The organism is Vibrio sp. Isolate32, from assembly GCF_022397955.1.
GTDB lineage: Bacteria > Pseudomonadota > Gammaproteobacteria > Enterobacterales > Vibrionaceae > Vibrio.
Genome location: NZ_JAKEUQ010000008.1, coordinates 294,622 through 315,253 on the forward strand (window position 1 = coordinate 294,622; position 20,632 = coordinate 315,253).

Sequence of the window (20,632 nt, forward strand, 5' to 3'; positions counted from 1 at the left end):
TAAAAAGGAATTATATAAAATGATAAACATGCTAAAAGAAATTGTTGTAGATATCGCCGAACTAGACTCCGTAAATGAAGTGTCTGATTCAAGTTTATTATTTGATGACTTGGGACTTGATAGCATATTAACTATGGATCTGATTGTTTCTATAGAGCAAAAAACAGGAGTATCTATTCGAGAAGAAGACATTATAGAAGTCGAGACTTTTTCAGACTTACATAATCTAGTAAGAAAAGAAAAAAATGGAAATTAACAACCAAGATAACCTGTTTCAATCCTTGATTAAGGATAGAGAAGTATCAGTGATGTCTAAAGGCTTCTACACATATAGTGGCGATTTCTTACTAGTTATGTATGGGGTGAGAAGACTATTGGATGAATGTATTGAGTGGTCGCATAATGTTCGGTTGGAAGAGTATCCTCAAGTTTTAACAGTTGATGCGCTAGATAAAGTAAACTACTTTAGAAAATTCCCTGGCTTTAACTATGTCGCTAGAAAATTCAAAAAAGATGCATTTTCTAACACGACGAAAGAAAATAATCCTATAGGAAATAAATTTATTGATCATGATGCCAATTGTTATGATGGCGAATCTTATGTTTTAAACCCTTCTGCGTGTTATCACACATTTCTTAATCATCAAAACGAAAGTTTTGATAAAGGATTAAATATATTCCTATGTGAAAGCTCATGCTTTAGGAATGAAGCGGAAAGTATAAGGAACCCTTTCAGGCTCCACAATTTTAAAATGCGTGAAATTGTGGTAATTGGAGGAAAGGATGATGTTTATAATGCGACACAAAATATATTCTGTAATTTAAAAAATAAGCTCCTTTCTTGTGGTGTCGAGTTTTCAGAAAAAGTAGCGTCAGATATATTTTTTGGTGCGAACTCAGAGCGTCTTAAAGAAATCCAAGTTCTGAAGGCTGCTAAAAAGGAACTGATTTTCCCTACATCCTCAAACTCTAATATGTCCTGCTTTTCTAGGAATATCCATGAAAAATCATTAACAAAAGCCTTTAATATTAGAGGGGAGGATGGAGGGTACTTATATAGCGCGTGTTTGGCTGTTGGTGTTGAGAGAATGTCATATGCATTACTTTACCAACTAGGTCGAAACATTGAAAAGTGGCCTTCATCATCATTGAAATCAAACATCTTGCTAAGCAGAGAAAAATACAGTGCCAAAAAAGTCCCTCAATGCGAAATATAGTTTTAATATTGAAGAAATAGGTAGAGTAGCAATTAATTGCTATACCGGTTCATATATTAATATGTTGGAATCTAGTGGAATTATAGAAAGAGAATCTACATTATGGTTAGCTGGTAACGGGTTCTTTCTGACATCTGGAGAAGACGAATATGGTATTCCGGAGCTAAGATTTAATCTATTCTCTGTCATTGATAATTACCTAAATCGAGTCGGGTTAAATATAAAGAAAGTATATCATACGGACATTGATGATTTTTTTGATAATAGTAAATATGCTAAAGGTAGAGTTATTTGGCTAAACTCTGAATACTTAGAGTATGCTGATATCTACAGGTTGAATAGGGGTTACCTACATAGTGTATATGTTGAGCGAGAGAGTAAGGCACTAAAGACGCTGGATATCATTGACTCTTTGGTTGTTGGAACACCAAATATTGCATGCAAAACAAAAATAGATCGAGATCAATTAACGAAGGCGATGGAGAACAGGATAGGAGATGAGTTTAGTCTGTATTACGGATACCACGAAGAAATAGAATGCACTGAAACCTATAAGCCATTGACAAATGAAGAGCTATTGAATGCGCTAAGGGATCAAGCGATGGAGTCTCATGTTTCGGTGGAAAATATAGTGTTATGGAAAAGTAACTTATTTAATGTAATTGAAAGAGAAAACACAACAGGTCGAAGTGAAGTACTAAGGAAAATTGTAGACAATATAAACACTTTGTATGTGATTCCAAATAGAATGCTACTGATAGATATTATTGATAGACTTAAAGTAAATATATCTGGAGAAGGAATGATAAGATCTTATCATGAAGAACTTATTAAATCATGGAGGATGCTTTCGAGCACAGCGCTTAGGTTTTCAATGCACTATGACGAGTCCGCTATAGACAGATTAAATCATAGATTTAATGAAGTGTGCGAGTCTGAGATCAAGTTTTGGGACCGATTGAGAACATGTACAGAGAGGTATTCATGAATAATAATGTTCTAATCATAAATTATAACATGGGATATGATACTTTTATTCACAAGCTAAGAGAGCTTGGGTATGGGGTTGTTATATTAAACAATAGCAGTAACCAATGTGATAGTTTTAAAGTGCAAAATATCGCTCGGTATTATGAAACCAACTTACAAGACTTTGGAGAGGTTTCAAAATACTGTAGAGTTCTTCATGAACAATATGAGTTTAAGGCGATTCTATCACATAGTGAATTCCATCAGCATATGGTTGATATGCTTGCTAAAGAACTGGACCTTGTACATAACCAACCAGATTTAGTAAAAGAAACAACAAATAAGATCCTTATGAAAGAAAGAGCCAAATCATATGGAATTCCTACTGCTGAGTTTTGTTTACTGGATACTACTAAGAATATTGATGATGAGTTGGAAAGAGTATTAAATAAAATCTCTTTTCCATGGATTATTAAGCCCCCCATTGGTTGCTATAGTGTTGGAGTTCACAAAGTTAGTAGTATTGAACAAGTAAAGAAACTGGTACCTCAGGTAAAAAGGCTATCTACGTTCATTAAATCTACGTATAGCGATAATCAAAGTATGAATAATGTACTGATAGAAGAGTACATACATGGGGAGGAATTTAACTTTGATGGGCTTGTGATAGATGGTACCTGGCATACACTAATGTTATCAAAAAAAATCCCCGATCTATTTGGACCTACTTTTCAAGAAGAAGGGCTTCTTAGCATTATAAATAGCCATGGCGTTGAAGAGTTTGAAACTTTAGCTAAAAAAATAATTTCGGCATTTCCTTATAAAAACGCTCCAATACATATGGAAATCAGAAGGGATAGGGAAACCAACGAACTTAAGGTTGTTGAATTTTCGCCAAGACTTAGTGGTGGTGGTCAAACTATTTATGAGATGCTGAAGATTTCCGCTGAATATGACGTGTATGACGTCTTCATGAAGATGAGGACTAATGCATTAAAAGAAGTTGAGATCCCAAAGTTAAAATGGCATTCGTTTGAGATTGACTTCAAAATTGATGGTTCCGGTATCATTAAATCATTTAAAGGTTTAAACGAGATTAAGAAAAACGTTCTATTTAGAACTGTAGACATAACAAAAAAAATAGGTGATATAATAGCCCCACAGTCAGTAAATATAGACACAGTAGCTGTGTTTTATTTTTCAGTATCGTGTGCTAAAGAAGCGGTAGAGTTATTAGATTTTGTGAATGATACATTTAAGGTGGAGTTAGTGTGAAAAATATAATTGTTACTGGCGGATCTGGATGTATTGGCAGTGCTATTGTGAAATCTCTAATCCGTAGTGGGCATAATGTTGGGTATACGTACCTTAATAACGAAGGTGAAAAGGAAGAAATATGGAAGCTTGCGGATCAGAATAATGTTAAAGTTTGCATGTATAAACTCGATATTAAGAATGAAACAGAAGTTTCAAAATTCGTTGAAAAATACACTGAGCAATTTGGTGATATCGATGTGTTAATTAACAATGCAGGAGTAAGCACGAGTAGCCTAATTTTTTCTCTAGATAGCGACTCTCTTGATTACGTGATAGATACAAATGTTAAGGGGACCATTCTCTTAACAAAGTATGTTTCGAAAAAAATGATGCGTAGAAAAGCTGGATTGATAATTAACACCTCATCTATGGCCGGAGTGCGTGGGGGAAGTGGTGTATCGGCTTACGCAGCATCTAAGGGGGCTATTAATTCGTTTACTAAATCTATGGCAATAGAACTGAGTAAGTGGAACATAAGGTGTATAGCAATAGCACCTGGATATGTAAACAGTGATATGATATCTGATTTGAAAGATGGACATAAGGAAGACCTGAAGGATCGTATACTGATGGGTCGTTTTGGAGAACCATATGAAGTGGCGGAAATGGTTGAGTTCTTTATAGATAAAGGACAATTTTCAAATGGTTCGATATATGAGATTGATGGCGGGATGTGATTTATAATCACAGAGTGTCCTGTTTTGTTGTTTTATCTTTAGATTAAAAAGGAGGTTGAAATGGAAACCAATGAGATAATTAATAAAGTTGTTAGTATACTTAATTCTTTTAATCGAACTAAAGTAGAGGAGCTTTTTGAAATTAAAAAAGTTATCCGAGATTCTTTAGAATTCATGACTTTTATTGTTCGTGTAGAAGAGGAATTTGGGATATTCATAGACGAATCTCACTTTGATCATATATTAGAACGGGATTATCTTTTAAATACGATACATAACTATTTAAGTGAATAGATTGGGTTTGTTAGAACATAATGTTATAAATCCAAGTGATGGTGTGTTCGATGAAGTCAGCAATTGTGCATATTTAAATACGGCAATTGCTTGTAGATTTTATGATATTGAACCTGAGTTCATTCTAGGATCTGTACAAGGATTAAATACATATAATATTGAAGGAATTTATGAGAAATATTTATCTGGGATATTAAATGGCTTGGTCGATCCAAGAAAGATAAAAAAAACTGAATTTAAAACTGATGCGTTTTCGTCTTCTAAAGAAATATATAAATTTATCAGCACTTTTGGTGGTAGTGAGTTGATAAGTTTCTCTATTCCGTTAAACAATGTTTTCTATAGGGATGATTTTCTAAATCGCAACCCGAATAGTTATGATTATAGACATAATTCACTAATGATGTTGGGGAGTGGTAAGAATATTGAGATTTTGGATGGTACACCAACAGCGATATATCCAAAAGGCGTATCGATTACACTATCCAACTTCAAAGAATCTATTGTTAGTAGTGGTATTTATGCTATTTACATGCTGAATATAGGGGAGGCTCTTTCATCCTTAAAAGATATTAGTAATTGTGTTCTTATCAATCACTGCCGGCAGATTTTGCTATCCGAATTCAATGAATACCTTGGCGGCCAGCACAGGACAATGGATTATGTCAGCTCGGTATTGTCTGGATCTAGTATGAAATTAAAATCGGAAATGTTTAGCGCTGAAGCTAACATATTCGATTTTATTAAAATGCAAAGATATTATTTCTATATTTTTCTTTCTCGATATTTTGTTACCAAAGAACAAGAGTTAGAGATAATGCATATATGCCGAAGGCTGAACCAAGAGTATATATTGGCAAAGATGTTAAGTACTAGAATGTATCTATCTACTAGCGTTGACTACTACATTAAGATGGAACGTAAAGTGGAAAATGTCATTTCTAAAATAAATAATATGGAAAGAAGCTTGGTAGTTTATCTTCTATCCAATAAAATTCGTAATAGAGTATTGTTAACATGATTTCAATGATTAATTCTAGAAGTGAGAAAATATTTGCGATTAATAGTATTATAAAAACATCTCTTCCAATTATAGCTTCTATGGCCTCAGCATTGATCATGATGATGTCAGATAGGATAATATTGGCTAGGTATTCCAGCGAAACGTTAGCCGCGTCTGGGCCTGCCATTTTTACAGCTATTGCTATAATAGTTTTCTTTACGGGTACGGCGGGAATAACTCGAACGTATATAGCGCAGAAAAATGGAGAGAGGGACTATCCAGAGCTTCGTAGGATAGCTCTCAAATGTTTTACACTTGGTATTTTCTTGGGGGCGATTCTACTTGCACTTCAGCCTCTAATAAAGCAAATTCCGTATTTAAACTCTTTACCTAGGCCTATCCAAGATTTAGAGTCTCAATATCTATCATTAGCACCGTTTTATGGGTTCTTTATGATATTAAATGTGGTTTTTAGTAGTATATATATAGGCCGGTTAAATACAAAGATATGTATGTATGTTGGCATGGCTGGAAACGTAATAAACATATTTTTGACCATTGCTTTTGTATACGGTGTTAGTTTTTTTCCAGAGCTAGGTATGAATGGGTCTGCTGTTGGTACTTTGATTTCAGTATTTATAGTTTCAGTAATATATATATACTACCTTAGAAAAGATAACTTACTGATACTTAGGGATATTGAAATAGATAGCTTGAGATTTCTTCCTATATTAAGGATGGGAGTTAATAAAGGTGCAAGTGCTTCCATGGAAGATTTTGGGCATGTTACTTTTATCTGGGCGGTAGGAATGCTAGGGCAATCAGCTCTTATAGCAAATAACATAGCCTTAGCGTTAAATTATTTGGCAATAGTTCCAATTATAGGGTTGTCAATTGGATGTAGTACTATTATCGCGAACCATGTTGGTAATGGGGAAGATAGTAAGGTTTTGCCTACAATATACTTGACGTTTTTAATCGGAATATCATATATATTGATTGTGTCGTTTGTAGAAATTAATTATAGTAGGATTTTGATATATCCTTTCATTTCCTCTGATTTATCTATCGAAAGCAGAGTTCTTTCCTCTCAAACTGTACAAGTTCTTTGGCTCTATGCTTTGGCATTTAACCTGTCAATGCTGATGACAAGTTGCTTAGAGGCAATAAAATATACAAAACCAATTTTTTGGTGTCGAGTGGCTATATTTTGGGGTTTGAATGTGCCTGCAATTGTGTGGCTCACATCAAGCAACCAAGGAAAGCAAGACCTTATCATTACGTGCTGGGTTATTGGCTCTTTCTTTGAACTAAGTATAGGTGTTTTTTTGTCACTTCTTTTTGTGAAAAGGTTTTTTAATTCAAAAAAAATCAACAAATAGAAATCGACGTCCCTTTTATATTGTGAGTATTTTCCATGTTAAATTTAGCTATTAAAAATTTTGATGTTATATCGAGTCGCAATTATTTGGAAATCGACGAAATATTAATATCTAAGTTGAATTCTGTTCTTCCGGAAGACTTAGATAGTGTTATCGGCAGAAAAGGTCATCGATATCAAGATGATTCTACAAAGTTAGCTCTATACTTGGCTAGAAAACTTTGCAAATTTACTGAAGACAGTTACAACGATAAACTCGGCGTCGTTTGCTGTACAGAGTTTGGTAACTTTGGTAATGGGCTTCTTATTAATGAATCAGCCTTGGATATAGACAGTATTCTTTCTGCTCAGTTATTTCCAAATGCTACTTTTAGCTCAACTGCTGTAACGGTATCCTTAGCTCTGAAAGCTAGGGGAGTAAATCTTACAATGAACTCTGGTCAGTTAGGTATACTGAACGCTATCAATCTTATTGATAGATACATAAAAAACAATAGACTTGAAGAGTGTGTGTTAATATGTGTTGATGAATTCCATCCATTTACAGCGTCTCAAGTACCAGTACCTAAAAAGAGTGCTATGCATTTCAGCTCTGGAATTTCTGTATTCCATATGAAATCCGACTCCACTTGCCCATCAAGTATTAAATTAAAGGATTCCATATTGACCGATAATAGTGATGAGTTTTTGTCCTTTATTTCAAAATGCGATTGTCCAGTAATTAGTTGGAAAAATATTGAACATTTCGACGAGAAGGAATCTCGGGTGAATTATTTAGACTGTTATTCTGGGGTTAATCAAATTCCGATTTTGATGAAACTAGCAAAACGTCATATGGCCATAAAAGGATTGAAGAGTATATTGGTCGTAGATGAATCCCATAGTGGTGGATTTGGTGGGTTGCTATTAGAGAGAGGTCTGTAAAGTGGGAGCTATTTTTCTTGATGAAAAGTTAGAAATATTTAAATGCCATTTCCCTGAGGAACCTATTCTTCCTGGTGCATTGATATTTGAGTTATGCTGTTTCGTGTTGGTTGAAAAAGGCTATGTTAAACAAAATGATATTAAAGATTATACTTGGAATGCAAAATACATCAGACCAGTAAAACCAGGTTCTCAGTTATCATTTGAAATAAAGGTGCTTCATGATAGATATGTTATAGATTTGTACGAAAGTAACAACCACCTTTCATGTGTCACTGCACACTTAAGCGGAGCAGGGCTAGATATAAAAGAGATTGTACCGGACTTTGAGAGTAAAGAACTTTTTCCGGTTAATGATTTTCCTAAAAGGCCTAAAGATATATTATTTCTTGATAAATACTTTAGCACGCAAATCTCAAATAATAGTGCAGAAGGCTATGGTATTCTATCTTTTAAGAAAGAATGTTTAGATGTTGCTCAGGAAATTAGCGATTCTAAGATGTTTGGGGTTCTATTCTGTTTATTAGAGTTCATGAGTTTAACTGTATTATCTCTTGGTCGTGATAATGCAGTTCTTCATTTAAAAGAAAAGTTTGGATTTGTTAGGCTGAATAATATTAAATTTGATGTGAGTGGCATTGAATTTGATGAAGAACTATATTGTAAGGTCGGACTTTTATCAATTAATAACAAAACAATGAAATGGTATGGGCGTGTTTTTACAAAGAGAAAAGTGATTTTCGATCTGAATTCCGCAATCAATTATTCGTTTATTGGAGGTAAGGGTGAATAAAGCAGTCATTAGTGGTATTGGCATTGTTTCGCCATTAGGAATTACTACAGGTTCATTCTACGATAATTTATGTTCTGGTATAAGTAATTTTTCTATAGAAGACTTAGTGTATGAAAAGTATCAGAAAGGTTTTGTATCGTCTAGAGTTGAAAAAAGAGACTTAGACACTATTTTGGATGCGGTAGGAGACTCTTATCGTGACACGCCTGGAATCGCTTTTGCGATCTATGCTGCTAGACAAGCATTAACTGACTCATCTTTAGACTTACCCTCTGGTTCGAAAGTAAATGTATATTCTGGTAATGGAGATTCCGAATCAACATTACTAGATAGATACCTTGCTAGCGGTAAAGTTAAGTTACCTCAGATGTACTCTAGTCATTGCATATCTAAAGAGATCTCTAGATCTTTGGGATTTCGCGGTGATAATATTACTATGCATAACACTTGTGCTTCTTCTATCATTGCGTTAGAGGCTGGTGTGGATGACATAGAGAGCGGAAGATCCAAAGTAAGTATTTGTGGAGCGACAGATGCTTTTTCCAACAAAATTTTTGCCGGTTTTTCAAGTTTAAAGGCGTTAGTTTCAGACAGGTGTAAGCCATTTTCTTCAGAACGAAAAGGTATAGTTATTTCTGAAGGAGCTATTTTTTTTGTTTTGGAAGAACAGGAGCATGCATTAGAGCGAGGGGCCGATATTTATTGCGAAATAAACGGTATTGGGCTTAGCAATGACTCTTTTCATTTGACAAAACCATCATCCTATGGGATTTCGCTTTCTATTCGTGAAGCAGCAACTAAATCTCAATTAAACTTTGATGATATTAGCTGTATTTACGCCCACGCTACAGGTACAAAGGCAAATGACTATGCTGAATATGAAGCACTTTCGAATTGCTTTTCTGATATACCCATACCCCCTATAGTAGCAATTAAGTCTAGTTTAGGACACATGATGGCAGTGGCTGGGGCTGCCAATGTAGCTTCCGCTGCTCTTAGTATTAAGCATGGAGTACTTCCTCCGTCACTCTATTCTCAGCCTATTGAAGATCTATTTAAAATCGACTTGGTTGAAAAAGTTAGGGTAACCTCACCAAAAACTATTTTATGTAATGCTTTTGGTTTTGGTGGAAATAATGGTGCAATTATCATTTCAGGAGTTAATCAGTAATGATTGATTTAAAGTTTGATAGTAATCTTAATGTTTTCAAAAGCCATTTCCCCAACTCTCCCCTTGTTCCTGGAGGTCTAATTATAGATATAATAATTAGCCACCTTAAGTCTCAAGGGTTAGTGGATTGTATCACTAACTATGAGTGGAAGTCATTGTTTCGATCTCCTATCCTTCCTGATTTGTCATACAAGTTAAGTATTAACGGGGATTCTAACAGGATAAATGCAATAATTAGCTATGAAGGTGTTGATTGTTTAGAAAGCTCTTTCAAAAGGAAAATTGTTGATTACTCAAATATTATTGAAATCCCTTCGGTAATAGGTAGATTGTCGTCCGCTTCCGGTATTCAGCAAATGGATATAGAGTTCCTAGAAAGTTGGACTAATTTGGAAGAGTTTGCCGATGTAGGTGCATTTGGGGTCGGAGAAATATCATCTAAAAATCTATCCTGTGTCGACGACTTTTCGTATGAAGGTGATTTTGGTTCTGTTTTTGGTTTAATGGAACTTATTGGTGCTCAGGTTTTACTATCGTTATCTAGTAGAATTAAAGATAGTGGATTATTTGGTTATGTTCGATTCTCTAAATGTCACATTCTAGACTTGAATATTAAAGGTAGTGGTAATCTACACGTGGTGACTTCTTCAAAATTAATAAATGGAAATACTATAGTATGGAGGTCGACCGTTTATAATAATAAAAAACCAGTTTTTTTAGCATCAGCTATAAGTAGAAACTTTTTGAGGATCGACAACAATGAAGAGTAAAGTTATCGCTATAGGGAGTGGTGATTTTGTTATCAGGTGTCTTAGCTACCTAATACCCAAGGTACATATTTCTTTAGTTTTTATTACGGAAAAACCACAAATCTGCCATAGGTTAGTTAGTTTTTGTGTAAAAAATAATATAAAATATCTATTTGTAAGCAGCCTTAAAGATAATGAGACGTTTAGAATAATTAGTGACACAGAACCTGATATAATTTTTAGTATTAACAACTTTAAGATAATACCTAATAATATTGTTTCTATTGCAAAGAAAGGCGTTATTAATTTTCATAATTCTCTATTACCTAAGTATGCAGGCCTTAACCCTTGTAGTTGGGCAATTATTAATAATGAGGATGCTCACGGAGTTACATGGCACTTTGTTGAGGAGTTAATCGATGGTGGGGATATATTGGCTCAATGCTCATTTGATATCGATGAATCGGATAACGCTAAGTCATTGATAATAAAGTCATTTAAGTATGGTTATAAATGTTTTGTTGAAAATGTTGATAATTGGATAGATGGTCCTATAAGTTCAACCCCGCAGTCTATATCGGATATAGATTACTATTCTTCAAAAGATAAACCAGATTCAGAGTTTATTAGTTTTGATAAAAAAGTAGAAGATATAAATCGTTTGTTTAGAGCTTGTGATTTTTTCCCTCTTCCGAATCTGTTTTTTACTCCAAAAGTGAGAATTGATAATTGTGTTTTTTCGTTAAATCTTGTTAATTCTTATACCTCCGGTTCTAATGGTGCTAAAGTTGGAGAAGTAATTGTTGTTGATGATGACACTATAAAAGTACAGTTATCTGATGGAGTTGCTTTGTTTAATCTGTTACCAGAATCAAGCTTGTAAAAGACCTTTCAGCAATTATCTAATAGATAAAGGAATTGAGCCTGTGCTTACTATAAATAGTATTATGTCGGTTGTTTTCAGAACCATGTCAGGAAAAGTTGCTATCCATGACTCCTTTTCATCTTATTCATATTCTGAATTAGAATCTAGAGTTAATCACTATAAATCGCAAATAACGGAATCCAATCTTGCCCCCAATACACTAATTCTTGTCGAAGGGGATCGTGATTTTGAATTAATCTCTAAGATATTGGCCAGTGCCATACTTGGATATCCTCACTTATACCTCCCAAAAAAATCCGAAGGAGACTGGTTTGAATCATCATTATCTAGGGTTGGCGCGACGTTCAGGTTTAAGGACCATTCTAAAAACATTAACATAGGTACTTATGCAAGCTGGGGTAGATTCGCTAATACATTTGTAAATTTTTCCTCCGGCACTACAGGAAAACCGAAAATTATACCAGTTCCAGAGTCTGGGGTGATCAACCTTTGTTATGATCCTGACTGGATTGATACTCGCAATATAATAATCCTATCTCAGGCAGCAATGACATTTGATATATTTCAACTAGAAGTGTGGGTTTCTTTACTCAATGGTGGGACATTAGTATTACATAACGGTAGGTTTGTTACACCAAACGTTATTAACAAAAGCGTGAGTGAGCACAAAGTCAACACCATGTTTATTGCTACCACTCTATTTCACCGTTTGCATGACACATTGAAATATGACTTCAATGGTATCAAGTATCTAATGGTGGGTGGTGAAGCATTACTATCTCGCGTTGTGTCTAGTTTATTCGATGTTAACAAATCTGTAACCATTCTAAACGGGTATGGACCAACTGAGTCTACGATTGGGACAAGCTTTTATGAAATTCCCCGTGAATTAACTACTGAAAACAAAGTAGTCCCCCTTGGTAAGCCAATCAGAAATGTATTAATGGAAATACCGGATAAGGATGAAAATGGGGTTGGAGAGGTTTATATCTCTGGTCCATGTTTAACCGAAGGCTACATTAATGAACACCTTTTAAACGATAGTAAATTTATAATTGAAAAAATTAGTGGTATAGAAAGGAGGTGGTATAGAACGGGTGACCTTATGAAAGTAGAAAATGGACTTTTTTGTTACTTAGGGCGGGTCGATCTTCAGGTGAAAATTAGAGGTAATCGAGTAGATCCACAGGAGTTGACATATGCTATCTCAGATATTACAAAAGAAAATGAAATAGCTATAGTGTCAGTAAGTATAGATGGTCAGTCCGTTCTGGTACTAGTCCACGGACCTAACGTATCAACAAAGTTGGTGAACGATAGCCTTAAAGATTTCTGCTTAACGAGACCAGATTACATGCACCCGTCGCATGTTTACTGTTTTGATGTTTGGCCAGTGTTATCGAGTGGTAAAACCGATATCAAGTCATTACAGTCTATTTCCGCATCTGCTGTTCTAGAGGAAATGGTTTATTAGTATAGTGATGGCTCGGTAAAGGGGTTCTGTCGCAAATAAAAATATGTATGGCTTTTTTCCCTTTGCAGTTCAACTCATTGCGGGTTTAAGTTAAATTTTGAGCTGTGATTTAGAGTTTATCGTTCTATTTTTTTATCTAGTAAATAATAACCGGTAACTTGTTTGTTAAATATACAGAATTCTCTCTTGGTTTTGATCTTCAGATGAGATTATTTTGGGCAACGCTTATCACATTTCCCTACTAGGTGGTTGATAAGAATTAGCCACCCTATCGTAAGCTCTATGACCTTTTGATAATGCAGTTATGAGAGTACTTTTGATAGGGCGATGCTCACTGTTATCAGATTACAATAAATATTGATTGCCTTTGCTCTTAAAACTGACAGCTTTAACCATTCCTTCAAATAAAGTTTGATCAGTGCTAACGTATTTCTGGACAAAGGTTTGCCAGTGACTTTGCTAATTTAGAAAATTACGGATAATTATAAGTATTGGAAATCCGTATGTGGGGTTTACGCTTACTTCTTTCGCAAATGCATCGGATGTCATAAAGCACCTTTCTTTGCGAACATTTCTTCCTATCGCACCTTTAGCGATCATTGCAGTACCTTAGATACTCACATTGATCGCATTGGGCGGGGCGTTGTTCGACTACCCCAAAATGAGATATTTTTTTGAAATTAAAGATTCTGGTATTATGTGTTTTTTGCATGATGTGATTGAAATATGCCAAACAAACACAATAATTCAAAACGCCATCATATCCCCAAACAGCAATACAAAATCACCAATTGGTCAGAGTGTCAACGCTAGTTTAAAATTGATCCACTTATCGACGTTATCGCCGTAAGCGCTCCATAAAACCCGCATTCTAATCGCCTAGCGCGAAGAATAAGATCAAGTCTCCAACCATGAGGAGATTTGAAATGGGAAAACGACACACTAATCAAGAATGGCAAACGCTCATCGMKCAGTCTGAATCGAGTTCATTGTCAACGCTTGCWTTTTGTAAGCTTAATGAACTCAATCCCTCGACGTTTTATGCTAAGCGCCAGCAACTCAAAAAAGCAGATGTCTCTCAAGGCTTTGTACGGGCAGAGGTCGTCGAAAAGACAACGAAATATCAAGCTCAAATAGCCACCGCTAACATGACACTTCTCATCAATCCGAGATTCCGCAGCCAATTTAGGAATAAACCGCTTCATACAGTATGCCAAGAAGCTTGAGTAGCCGAGCCTGATGCTCTTGAACACCTATGATGGAGCTTTGACCGCCAATTTCGAGTATGTCTATACCTTCGAACTTTAAGAATACCCAACGCGCTGTCGGTTTAGTTGTCTTCTTGTTCTTCACCATGCTAGGAAAGAATTCCTCGGTTTTAGTGAGACTCTCTCGGATTTTGTGCTCTAAGCTAGCGTAAACGAGTAAACTTAGCGTCATGATCATCAACAGCGCTTCGATTNCAAGAAAGCTTGAGTAGCCGAGCCTGATGCTCTTGAACACCTATGATGGAGCTTTGACCGCCAATTTCGAGTATGTCTATACCTTCGAACTTTAAGAATACCCAACGCGCTGTCGGTTTAGTTGTCTTCTTGTTCTTCACCATGCTAGGAAAGAATTCCTCGGTTTTAGTGAGACTCTCTCGGATTTTGTGCTCTAAGCTAGCGTAAACGAGTAAACTTAGCGTCATGATCATCAACAGCGCTTCGATTCGCTGAGGCTTCTTCAGGAAAATTGATGATGTCAGGAACTCAGGGCTTTTCAAAAAGCGAAATCCGCGTTCTACCTTTTGCTGTGACTTGTAATGCTCAAGTAACGCAGCCATCGTTAGATCGGCGCAGTCAGTATCGTTGGTTGCGAGAATAAACATGCCTACTTTAAGCTTGGCTAATTTCACTTTTTCCAAATCGGTATAAGGCGTAGCGTCTATTAAATAGTGATATCCCGTTGGCTTTGCGTCTTTTTTTGGCCGGCCGCGACCTGAATAGATTGGCTCTTTTACGAGGGTTGATTGCGCAAAGCCAAGCAAATGACACTGGCTGGCGAAGTCGCTCATTGCTTGCTCGGCATCCACAGCGCAAGCAAACTGCTTTTTCATTAACTGCYCCAACGCTTTCAGCTCTTTGGTGATATTTTTGTCTAAGTTTTTATAGAACGTTGCTTCTTCTCGCTTGGTTGCTTGCTCACTATGAACCAACAACCACTTCTGAGATACCGAGCCATAGTCAGCATCAACCCAACAACMCGAGTAACCATTGCCGATACAGCTCAGCTGCTCTGGTTTAAGGTTCATTAAGGCTTCTTTGGCTGACTTAATCGTCATTGGAACACGCGTAATAAACTTCTGTTGTTGYTCATCCAGTGAACGAATGCTTTCTTCGGTTCTAAGTTTTTATAGAACGTTGCTTCTTCTCGCTTGGTTGCTTGCTCACTATGAACCAACAACCACTTCTGAGATACCGAGCCATAGTCAGCATCAACCCAACAACCCGAGTAACCATTGCCGATACAGCTCAGCTGCTCTGGTTTAAGGTTCATTAAGGCTTCTTTGGCTGACTTAATCGTCATTGGAACACGCGTAATAAACTTCTGTTGTTGCTCATCCAATGAACGAATGCTTTCTTCGGTATATAGAGCGGCATCAGCGATGAAGTAGCGACTGTTTTGAGCTGCTTTTAGGCAATGAATATGTCGCTTGGTGACCTCTGAAAATGCCTTAGCATCATTGGTGTTGCCACTGAGTGCTTGCATGTAAACAGGCAGGCCTGCTTGATTTTCACAGATCAGCTCAAGGACCACTTGGTTTAGCTCTGGACGGTGGTCTCGGCTGTAGCCTTTTACCAGTTTGATGGCATTAAGATCTTCGTCTTGGGCGTATTCACCATCGACATGAAAGCTAGTGATATCAAGGTGGACAGAGTCTGTTTTAAGTCTAAGATTATCAACGACATGCTCTGCAATSGCTTGGTAAAGCGCTGACACATCTGCTTCATACAAAGCATCTAACGTGCGTCCGAGTACATCGTCAGTTAAATGGTGAGCTTCAATGTTTTTAGCGAGCAACTTAGCAACAGGCTTCGTCTCGAAGAAGTCAGAGAACATATGCAGCGTTCTACTGTGAAAGCCAAGGCCGTTAAGAATCATTGCTAAGACAGCATCGCCATGTGAGACGTTATGATCTGAGTATTTGGGAATAATGCGATCAATAATGCCTGGTAAACCGACTTCATGACAGAAAGCAGCGATTAGCCCTAAGTGGTCCAAGCGTTTAATGACAGGTTGAGCAGTAGACATAATAAGTGACCGTTAAATAACAGTAATAGATCAGAACTGAGGATCACGGTCAAGAGTTCTGTCGTACTAACAGCTGCAAACGATCACTGGATCACATTATTCTAATTCTGAAATTGGCTGCGGAATGACGGTATTAAAAGTAATCCAGTAAATAATAATTTAGCAAAGTCATTGAAACGTTATTGTCCAACACCTTCACATGTAGCACTCTAATCTGCCTGAGATACCCTCACAAAAAGACAGATTCGGCTATTCTGATTTGATGTTAGCGACTCAACTACTAACTATTTTTATGTTTTTTGAAAGCTAAGAGTGAGTTTGGGTAAGAAATGGTAAATCATTTACCACTTCTTACCCAAACGAGTCACCTAATGATTATGTAACCCGTTTTTTCTTCTAGTTTTGACTGGAGGCTCTATATCTCAAGCTCTTGCAGCGTAACCACTTCCACACAGTAATGTGGAGGAGCAGAAGTGATAATCTTATCTAGGAGCACCTTATCACTAACTGGAATATTCCCTTCTAGGTTTAAATCTAGTTCGTAGATTGAAGAGCTTTGTGGCCAAGAGATAGATCTTTCAGTTATTTGCTCAATGGTTTCAACGCTATCTGCGCCACTACTCAACCGCCACTCTCCATTGCTCCACAATCCGAATATTCTATAGTGTGTGCCATGTTCATCCGAACTAACACGCAATGTAATCCAACCGATATTGGGCTTATGGTGTCTCATGACAAGCCCTCCGAGTTTTTGAAATGTAGCCTTAAGCCTTTGCTTAGTTGTTCATTAACTTTCAAGATTGTAAGGTCGAAAGAAGCTTCAAAGTAGCTCATTATGGAATCTAGAGTGCATCGTGCATCGACATCATAGCTAGCATCTAAAAATTGTTTCAGTTGAGCACAAAATTCTTGCCCAAAGGTGCGGCAAGGTGGAAAGGTATAGTCTGTCATACGTTCTTGTGACAATGTGCTTAGAACCCGCTCTACTGATGACTCAAGCTCACACTCTTCAATGAGAGTTATTCCCATTGGAATACTGATGCTCTCGAAAAAATAAAGTGCTTCGGCTTCAACAGAGGTATAAGGTGGTCCTACATTCTCTGAAAATTTCACTTTGATCTGCTCAATAATCTCGTCTTTTAGAAAACCTAGCTTGGACACAACAAATCCACACGACATTTCAGCAAGCTCAGGTTGACTAAATTTACGTTCTATTGGAAAGGGAGTGGGGTTTGCATTTGATATCATATTTTGGCAAACCTGACGCAGTAACTTATGTGTTTCTGGAGTGAAGAATGAAAATTGATACAAGTGATGATGTAGTGATACCGGAGTATAGTGACCTGTTCTAGCTGAATTTTTGTTCTTAATTCTAAGCCCGGAAGAACGTGCATCTTCGTTTTTTATTCTATCTTCATCGGCACACCATTCGCCGAAATTATACACTTTGAGTTCGCAACTTAACCTTGCTTCGAACTCAACCATAGCAAAAAAAGGGTCTAGTTCAGTAATTATCGTACATAGTGTTTTGAAAATTACGTTACGAATCTGACGAGGTGTTAAATTAACTTTTACTTTCTTTCCAAGGTGTAAGTGGCTATCTAGCTTTATTTCACGGAGCTGTTGTAAAGCTTTGTTAAAGATACATAGGCTACCATCTTCAAACACATAAAACTTCACACCAATGAAACCATTGGGTGTCCCATGAAAGAATTGCTCTATTTCGGCTCTTGTTTGATCGAAAAAAATATAGCAAGCCAAGTTTTTTCGGCTGTCAAAACGGAGCTTTTGAGGGCCTTTTCTGTCTTCAGCTAGTTTAAAATAAGAAATCGTTACTTCGTACTCTAATGCTTGAGAGAAAGCATCGAGGAGACTTTTAAAAGATGTTTTATTTGCAAACATAACTCATTTCCTGAAGACCTTACGCTTTCTGCTGGCGAACGAGAGCGCATAGTCATTCAACTAATGAATTATCAAGGATTAGATTGTAAGTTTTACGACCTAGGTGGAACCGCCAGCAATCCCGTGTATGTCATCCAAAAGTTATGCTAGATACAAAACAGATAAAAGCAAAATTTTATGGCAGAAAAAGCACGATTTGCTTCCAAGAATATAAAAAGAGAGCATGGAACATGGCAGAACTAGATGGGCAACCAAGCTTCAAGGTGTATCTCGAAATCAATAGTGCCTTTGAGCTTGAGAATGACCGTTATTGATGCATTGGTTGCCGCAGTCCTATGGATAAACCCATTTTGTATCTCGACCAAGAGTTGGACATGGATTTCAGAGCCGTGTGTCGGTTGCTGGCAAGAACAGCCTGCTGTTGAGCAGCTACCAACTCCGGCCATTGAAGCATCGCTAACCTCGAAGCTGGATGGTAATACTATCGAGTCAAAATATATAGATAGAACTCTTAAACTCTATCTGGTCACCGTTTCTCAAAGCGAACTATGTTCTCAGCTTTTTCTATGAAGACTTCCCTTTGCTGATCTCTTGGTATTAGTTCCCACATAGAGGTGATCAGCTCATCAATCTCAGCCACCTTCTCATTCAATGCCGCATCCTTTCTATCGCGTTCCTCTGCTAGATCTTTAACCTTTGCTTCAGCTTCTTTCTTAGCCTTCTCTACCCGGATCAATTTAGCCTCTAGCTGTTTATAAATAGCGGATGACTTGACATCATCAACAGATATCTCTTGTGATAAACTGCTGCCACCATGAACCCGCTCAGCTTCTGCTGCTTGGATTTCACTGGCGATATTTGGATAGCGTTTTAAGCAACCATTTGAAAGCCCAGCTTCCTTCTCAACACCTGAATTAGTGATTCTCAGAGGCTTATTTGCTTTCACCTTTTGCTTAAACGACTTTGTGTTAGGCGTTCTAGTTTTAAGCCTTTCAAGTGCTTCACGAAGCCGTTCTTCTGTTGATTTTGTTGTCATAAACCCTCTGTATTGTCCACTGTTTGAATGAGTATTTCCGACAACTCCGCACTTAAAGTATACGGCTCGTATTCGAAGTTAAGGTCATCCATAATCTTTTCCGCAGCTCTTATTGTCATAACAAGCTTTGATAGCGAACTATGATTAAGGTCGTTCTGCTCGTGCAATAAATGAAGATTTCTCATCGCATCCATTCGTGACGTTTCAGCAAAGGCGACATCTTCAATAAAATCATACTCACAATCCACACACTCAGTTAGGTCGATATTTATCCTCATCGAGCACAACTTATTAGTACACACCATGCTTGGCGCTATGACATGCAGGTGTTTAACATCATTTTTTAATTGATCAATCCAGTATTCCCTAGACAGTAAGTTCTTATTTGCGCCATTTTTAAAGTAGCTTTGTCCTTGTCGTGAAATCTCTTTAGCAGTCTGCTTGCCCTTGCCTCCGGCCACTCGCTCACCATTGGCTAGCTTGCTGTAGATTCTCACATAGATATCCGCCAACTGCTCGACACGCTCCTTGTTGACCACGTTATAAATTTTAGGAAAGTGGCTGCTATTGCGAGCGTACCAACGAGTCATCGCAATCGATAGATGACTAAACTGCTGCTTCAACGCAGGGAAAGAGCAAAGCTCATAACCCACAAGGTAATATGCCAAAGAGCGTCTTAAAGTGTGAGGAGTTACAGGGAATTCATCACCCTGTTCTAAATCCTTTGCTGGATCTGATATATTTAGATATACAAAGTCATCAGCAGTGAGCGTTAAACTAACATTAGAAAGATCCCTCACTGCGCAATTAACTAAATTTACAGTAGTTGATTTTGTGCAAGGTTTAACAGACTGACAACTTCTAAATCCAGCCCACATCCTGCGCTTATCTTTCGATTTATAACGCTTGTGAAAACCTCTAAATACCGAAGTTAGTACATTAAAGGCCTCATAACCTACCTCAGTTGTTACAAAGGTATCCTTTTTGGTTTGAGTACCTACTGTTATTTTTGATTGTCGTGTAGTTAATAGGTATATGATTTCTTTTTTAGAGTTCCTTTTTCTATCAGATAGAGTTAACTTTTGAGCACCAAAATCGATGTGTGCTCCATATAACTCATCAACTCTCATGCCTGAAAGCTGTAAACACATAAACCCACAAGTTCCGGTTATATCCCTTAACAGATCTTTTAGCTCAACACGCCCATAAGATTTTCCATCAATGGTCACATTAAAGAGAGCGGCACGATCGGAGCCAATACCAACCTTGTAATCGACCTTATCAAAAATATCCATCCATAGTAAGCGCTCCATAAAACCCGCATTCTAATCGCCTAGCGCGAAGAATAAGATCAAGTCTCCAACCATGAGGAGATTTGAAATGGGAAAACGACACACTAATCAAGAATGGCAAACGCTCATCGCTCAGTCTGAATCGAGTTCATTGTCAACGCTTGCATTTTGTAAGCTTAATGAACTCAATCCCTCGACGTTTTATGCTAAGCGCCAGCAACTCAAAAAAGCAGATGTCTCTCAAGGCTTTGTA

Annotated in this window: 20 protein-coding genes and 4 pseudogenes; 16 read left to right on the plus strand and 8 right to left on the minus strand. The window is 37.1% G+C overall.

The annotated features are described in order from the left end of the window. Window positions 1-19 precede the first annotated feature (19 nt). The 15 genes from L1D11_RS09145 (at window position 20) to L1D11_RS09215 (ending at window position 14,081) form a co-directional block, all read left to right on the plus strand. A complete protein-coding gene (locus tag L1D11_RS09145; RefSeq protein WP_239834745.1) occupies window positions 20-256 on the plus strand; it encodes an acyl carrier protein in 237 nt (78 codons plus the stop codon). Beyond that, window positions 246-1,217: an aminoacyl--tRNA ligase-related protein gene (locus L1D11_RS09150; RefSeq protein ID WP_239834744.1), complete on the plus strand. Its 972-nt coding sequence runs from the start codon at window positions 246-248 to the stop codon at window positions 1,215-1,217. The genes L1D11_RS09145 and L1D11_RS09150 overlap by 11 nt, the downstream gene beginning before the upstream one ends. Continuing rightward, complete coding sequence (locus tag L1D11_RS09155) at window positions 1,186-2,205, plus strand: hypothetical protein (RefSeq protein WP_239862364.1); 1,020 nt, start codon at window positions 1,186-1,188, stop codon at window positions 2,203-2,205. The genes L1D11_RS09150 and L1D11_RS09155 overlap by 32 nt, the downstream gene beginning before the upstream one ends. Then, window positions 2,202-3,461: an ATP-grasp domain-containing protein gene (locus L1D11_RS09160; RefSeq protein WP_239834811.1), complete on the plus strand. Its 1,260-nt coding sequence runs from the start codon at window positions 2,202-2,204 to the stop codon at window positions 3,459-3,461. The genes L1D11_RS09155 and L1D11_RS09160 overlap by 4 nt, the downstream gene beginning before the upstream one ends. Beyond that, entirely contained in the window at window positions 3,458-4,180 is a 723-nt protein-coding gene (locus L1D11_RS09165; protein WP_239834810.1) for an SDR family oxidoreductase, read from the plus strand. The genes L1D11_RS09160 and L1D11_RS09165 overlap by 4 nt, the downstream gene beginning before the upstream one ends. Window positions 4,181-4,240: 60 nt before the next feature. After that, the gene (locus L1D11_RS09170; protein WP_239862366.1) at window positions 4,241-4,474 is read left to right on the plus strand and encodes a hypothetical protein; all 234 of its coding nucleotides are present in this window, start codon (window positions 4,241-4,243) and stop codon (window positions 4,472-4,474) included. Window positions 4,475-4,481: 7 nt separating this feature from the next. Next, the gene (locus L1D11_RS09175) at window positions 4,482-5,495 is read left to right on the plus strand and encodes a hypothetical protein (protein ID WP_239862368.1); all 1,014 of its coding nucleotides are present in this window, start codon (window positions 4,482-4,484) and stop codon (window positions 5,493-5,495) included. Further along, a complete protein-coding gene (locus L1D11_RS09180; protein WP_239834821.1) occupies window positions 5,492-6,859 on the plus strand; it encodes an MATE family efflux transporter in 1,368 nt (455 codons plus the stop codon). The genes L1D11_RS09175 and L1D11_RS09180 overlap by 4 nt, the downstream gene beginning before the upstream one ends. Window positions 6,860-6,894: 35 nt before the next feature. After that, a complete protein-coding gene (locus tag L1D11_RS09185; RefSeq protein ID WP_239862370.1) occupies window positions 6,895-7,782 on the plus strand; it encodes a hypothetical protein in 888 nt (295 codons plus the stop codon). A 1-nt stretch (window position 7,783) separates the two neighbouring features. Continuing rightward, window positions 7,784-8,575, plus strand: a complete 792-nt coding sequence (locus L1D11_RS09190; RefSeq protein ID WP_239862372.1) for a hypothetical protein — start codon at window positions 7,784-7,786, stop codon at window positions 8,573-8,575. Further along, window positions 8,568-9,746, plus strand: coding sequence for a beta-ketoacyl synthase N-terminal-like domain-containing protein (locus tag L1D11_RS09195; protein WP_239834815.1), 1,179 nt, complete (start codon window positions 8,568-8,570; stop codon window positions 9,744-9,746). The genes L1D11_RS09190 and L1D11_RS09195 overlap by 8 nt, the downstream gene beginning before the upstream one ends. After that, entirely contained in the window at window positions 9,746-10,516 is a 771-nt protein-coding gene (locus L1D11_RS09200; RefSeq protein WP_239862373.1) for a hypothetical protein, read from the plus strand. The genes L1D11_RS09195 and L1D11_RS09200 overlap by 1 nt, the downstream gene beginning before the upstream one ends. Next, a complete protein-coding gene (locus L1D11_RS09205; RefSeq protein ID WP_239862375.1) occupies window positions 10,506-11,378 on the plus strand; it encodes a formyltransferase family protein in 873 nt (290 codons plus the stop codon). The genes L1D11_RS09200 and L1D11_RS09205 overlap by 11 nt, the downstream gene beginning before the upstream one ends. A 43-nt stretch (window positions 11,379-11,421) precedes the next feature. Continuing rightward, on the plus strand, window positions 11,422-12,855 hold the full coding sequence (locus tag L1D11_RS09210) for an AMP-binding protein (protein ID WP_239834769.1): 1,434 nt from the start codon (window positions 11,422-11,424) through the stop codon (window positions 12,853-12,855). A gap of 926 nt (window positions 12,856-13,781) precedes the next feature. Beyond that, on the plus strand, window positions 13,782-14,081 hold the full coding sequence (locus L1D11_RS09215; protein WP_239834768.1) for an IS66 family insertion sequence element accessory protein TnpB: 300 nt from the start codon (window positions 13,782-13,784) through the stop codon (window positions 14,079-14,081). Here L1D11_RS09215 and L1D11_RS09220 read toward each other — a convergent pair. From L1D11_RS09220 to L1D11_RS09255, 8 genes and pseudogenes are all read right to left on the minus strand, one after another. Beyond that, a pseudogene (locus tag L1D11_RS09220) lies at window positions 14,041-14,316 on the minus strand (IS1634 family transposase); the annotation flags it as partial. The gene L1D11_RS09215 and the pseudogene L1D11_RS09220 sit on opposite strands and share 41 nt — an antisense overlap. After that, window positions 14,267-15,244 (minus strand): annotated as a pseudogene (locus L1D11_RS09225) (IS1634 family transposase); the annotation flags it as partial. The pseudogenes L1D11_RS09220 and L1D11_RS09225, both read right to left, overlap by 50 nt. Next, window positions 15,241-16,149: pseudogene (locus L1D11_RS09230) on the minus strand (IS1634 family transposase); the annotation flags it as partial. The pseudogenes L1D11_RS09230 and L1D11_RS09225, both read right to left, overlap by 4 nt. A 415-nt stretch (window positions 16,150-16,564) precedes the next feature. After that, window positions 16,565-16,882, minus strand: a complete 318-nt coding sequence (locus tag L1D11_RS09235) for a hypothetical protein (protein ID WP_239834727.1) — start codon at window positions 16,880-16,882, stop codon at window positions 16,565-16,567. Continuing rightward, window positions 16,879-18,051, minus strand: coding sequence for a hypothetical protein (locus tag L1D11_RS09240; RefSeq protein ID WP_239834726.1), 1,173 nt, complete (start codon window positions 18,049-18,051; stop codon window positions 16,879-16,881). Before L1D11_RS09240 ends, L1D11_RS09235 begins: the two co-directional genes overlap by 4 nt. Window positions 18,052-18,290: 239 nt before the next feature. Then, window positions 18,291-18,497 (minus strand): hypothetical protein, encoded by a 207-nt coding sequence (locus L1D11_RS09245; protein WP_239834725.1) that lies wholly within the window; start codon window positions 18,495-18,497, stop codon window positions 18,291-18,293. 80 nt (window positions 18,498-18,577) lie between these two features. Then, entirely contained in the window at window positions 18,578-19,087 is a 510-nt protein-coding gene (locus L1D11_RS09250; protein WP_239834724.1) for a hypothetical protein, read from the minus strand. Further along, window positions 19,084-20,382, minus strand: coding sequence for a site-specific integrase (locus L1D11_RS09255; RefSeq protein WP_239834723.1), 1,299 nt, complete (start codon window positions 20,380-20,382; stop codon window positions 19,084-19,086). Before L1D11_RS09255 ends, L1D11_RS09250 begins: the two co-directional genes overlap by 4 nt. 85 nt (window positions 20,383-20,467) lie before the next feature. Here L1D11_RS09255 and L1D11_RS09260 point away from each other — a divergent pair. Beyond that, window positions 20,468-20,632, plus strand: a pseudogene (locus tag L1D11_RS09260) (IS66 family insertion sequence element accessory protein TnpB); the annotation flags it as partial.

Bases quoted from the DNA above. Each gene is read 5' to 3' on its own strand.
- L1D11_RS09145 (WP_239834745.1), top strand. From the start codon at position 20: ATGATAAACATGCTAAAAGAAATTGTTGTAGATATCGCCGAACTAGAC.
- L1D11_RS09150 (WP_239834744.1), top strand. From the start codon at position 246: ATGGAAATTAACAACCAAGATAACCTGTTTCAATCCTTGATTAAGGAT.
- L1D11_RS09160 (WP_239834811.1), top strand. From the start codon at position 2,202: ATGAATAATAATGTTCTAATCATAAATTATAACATGGGATATGATACT.
- L1D11_RS09170 (WP_239862366.1), top strand. From the start codon at position 4,241: ATGGAAACCAATGAGATAATTAATAAAGTTGTTAGTATACTTAATTCT.
- L1D11_RS09180 (WP_239834821.1), top strand. From the start codon at position 5,492: ATGATTTCAATGATTAATTCTAGAAGTGAGAAAATATTTGCGATTAAT.
- L1D11_RS09185 (WP_239862370.1), top strand. From the start codon at position 6,895: ATGTTAAATTTAGCTATTAAAAATTTTGATGTTATATCGAGTCGCAAT.
- L1D11_RS09200 (WP_239862373.1), top strand. From the start codon at position 9,746: ATGATTGATTTAAAGTTTGATAGTAATCTTAATGTTTTCAAAAGCCAT.
- L1D11_RS09205 (WP_239862375.1), top strand. From the start codon at position 10,506: ATGAAGAGTAAAGTTATCGCTATAGGGAGTGGTGATTTTGTTATCAGG.
- L1D11_RS09235 (WP_239834727.1), bottom strand. From the start codon at position 16,882: ATGAGACACCATAAGCCCAATATCGGTTGGATTACATTGCGTGTTAGT.
- L1D11_RS09240 (WP_239834726.1), bottom strand. From the start codon at position 18,051: ATGTTTGCAAATAAAACATCTTTTAAAAGTCTCCTCGATGCTTTCTCT.
- L1D11_RS09245 (WP_239834725.1), bottom strand. From the start codon at position 18,497: ATGGCCGGAGTTGGTAGCTGCTCAACAGCAGGCTGTTCTTGCCAGCAA.
- L1D11_RS09250 (WP_239834724.1), bottom strand. From the start codon at position 19,087: ATGACAACAAAATCAACAGAAGAACGGCTTCGTGAAGCACTTGAAAGG.
- L1D11_RS09255 (WP_239834723.1), bottom strand. From the start codon at position 20,382: ATGGATATTTTTGATAAGGTCGATTACAAGGTTGGTATTGGCTCCGAT.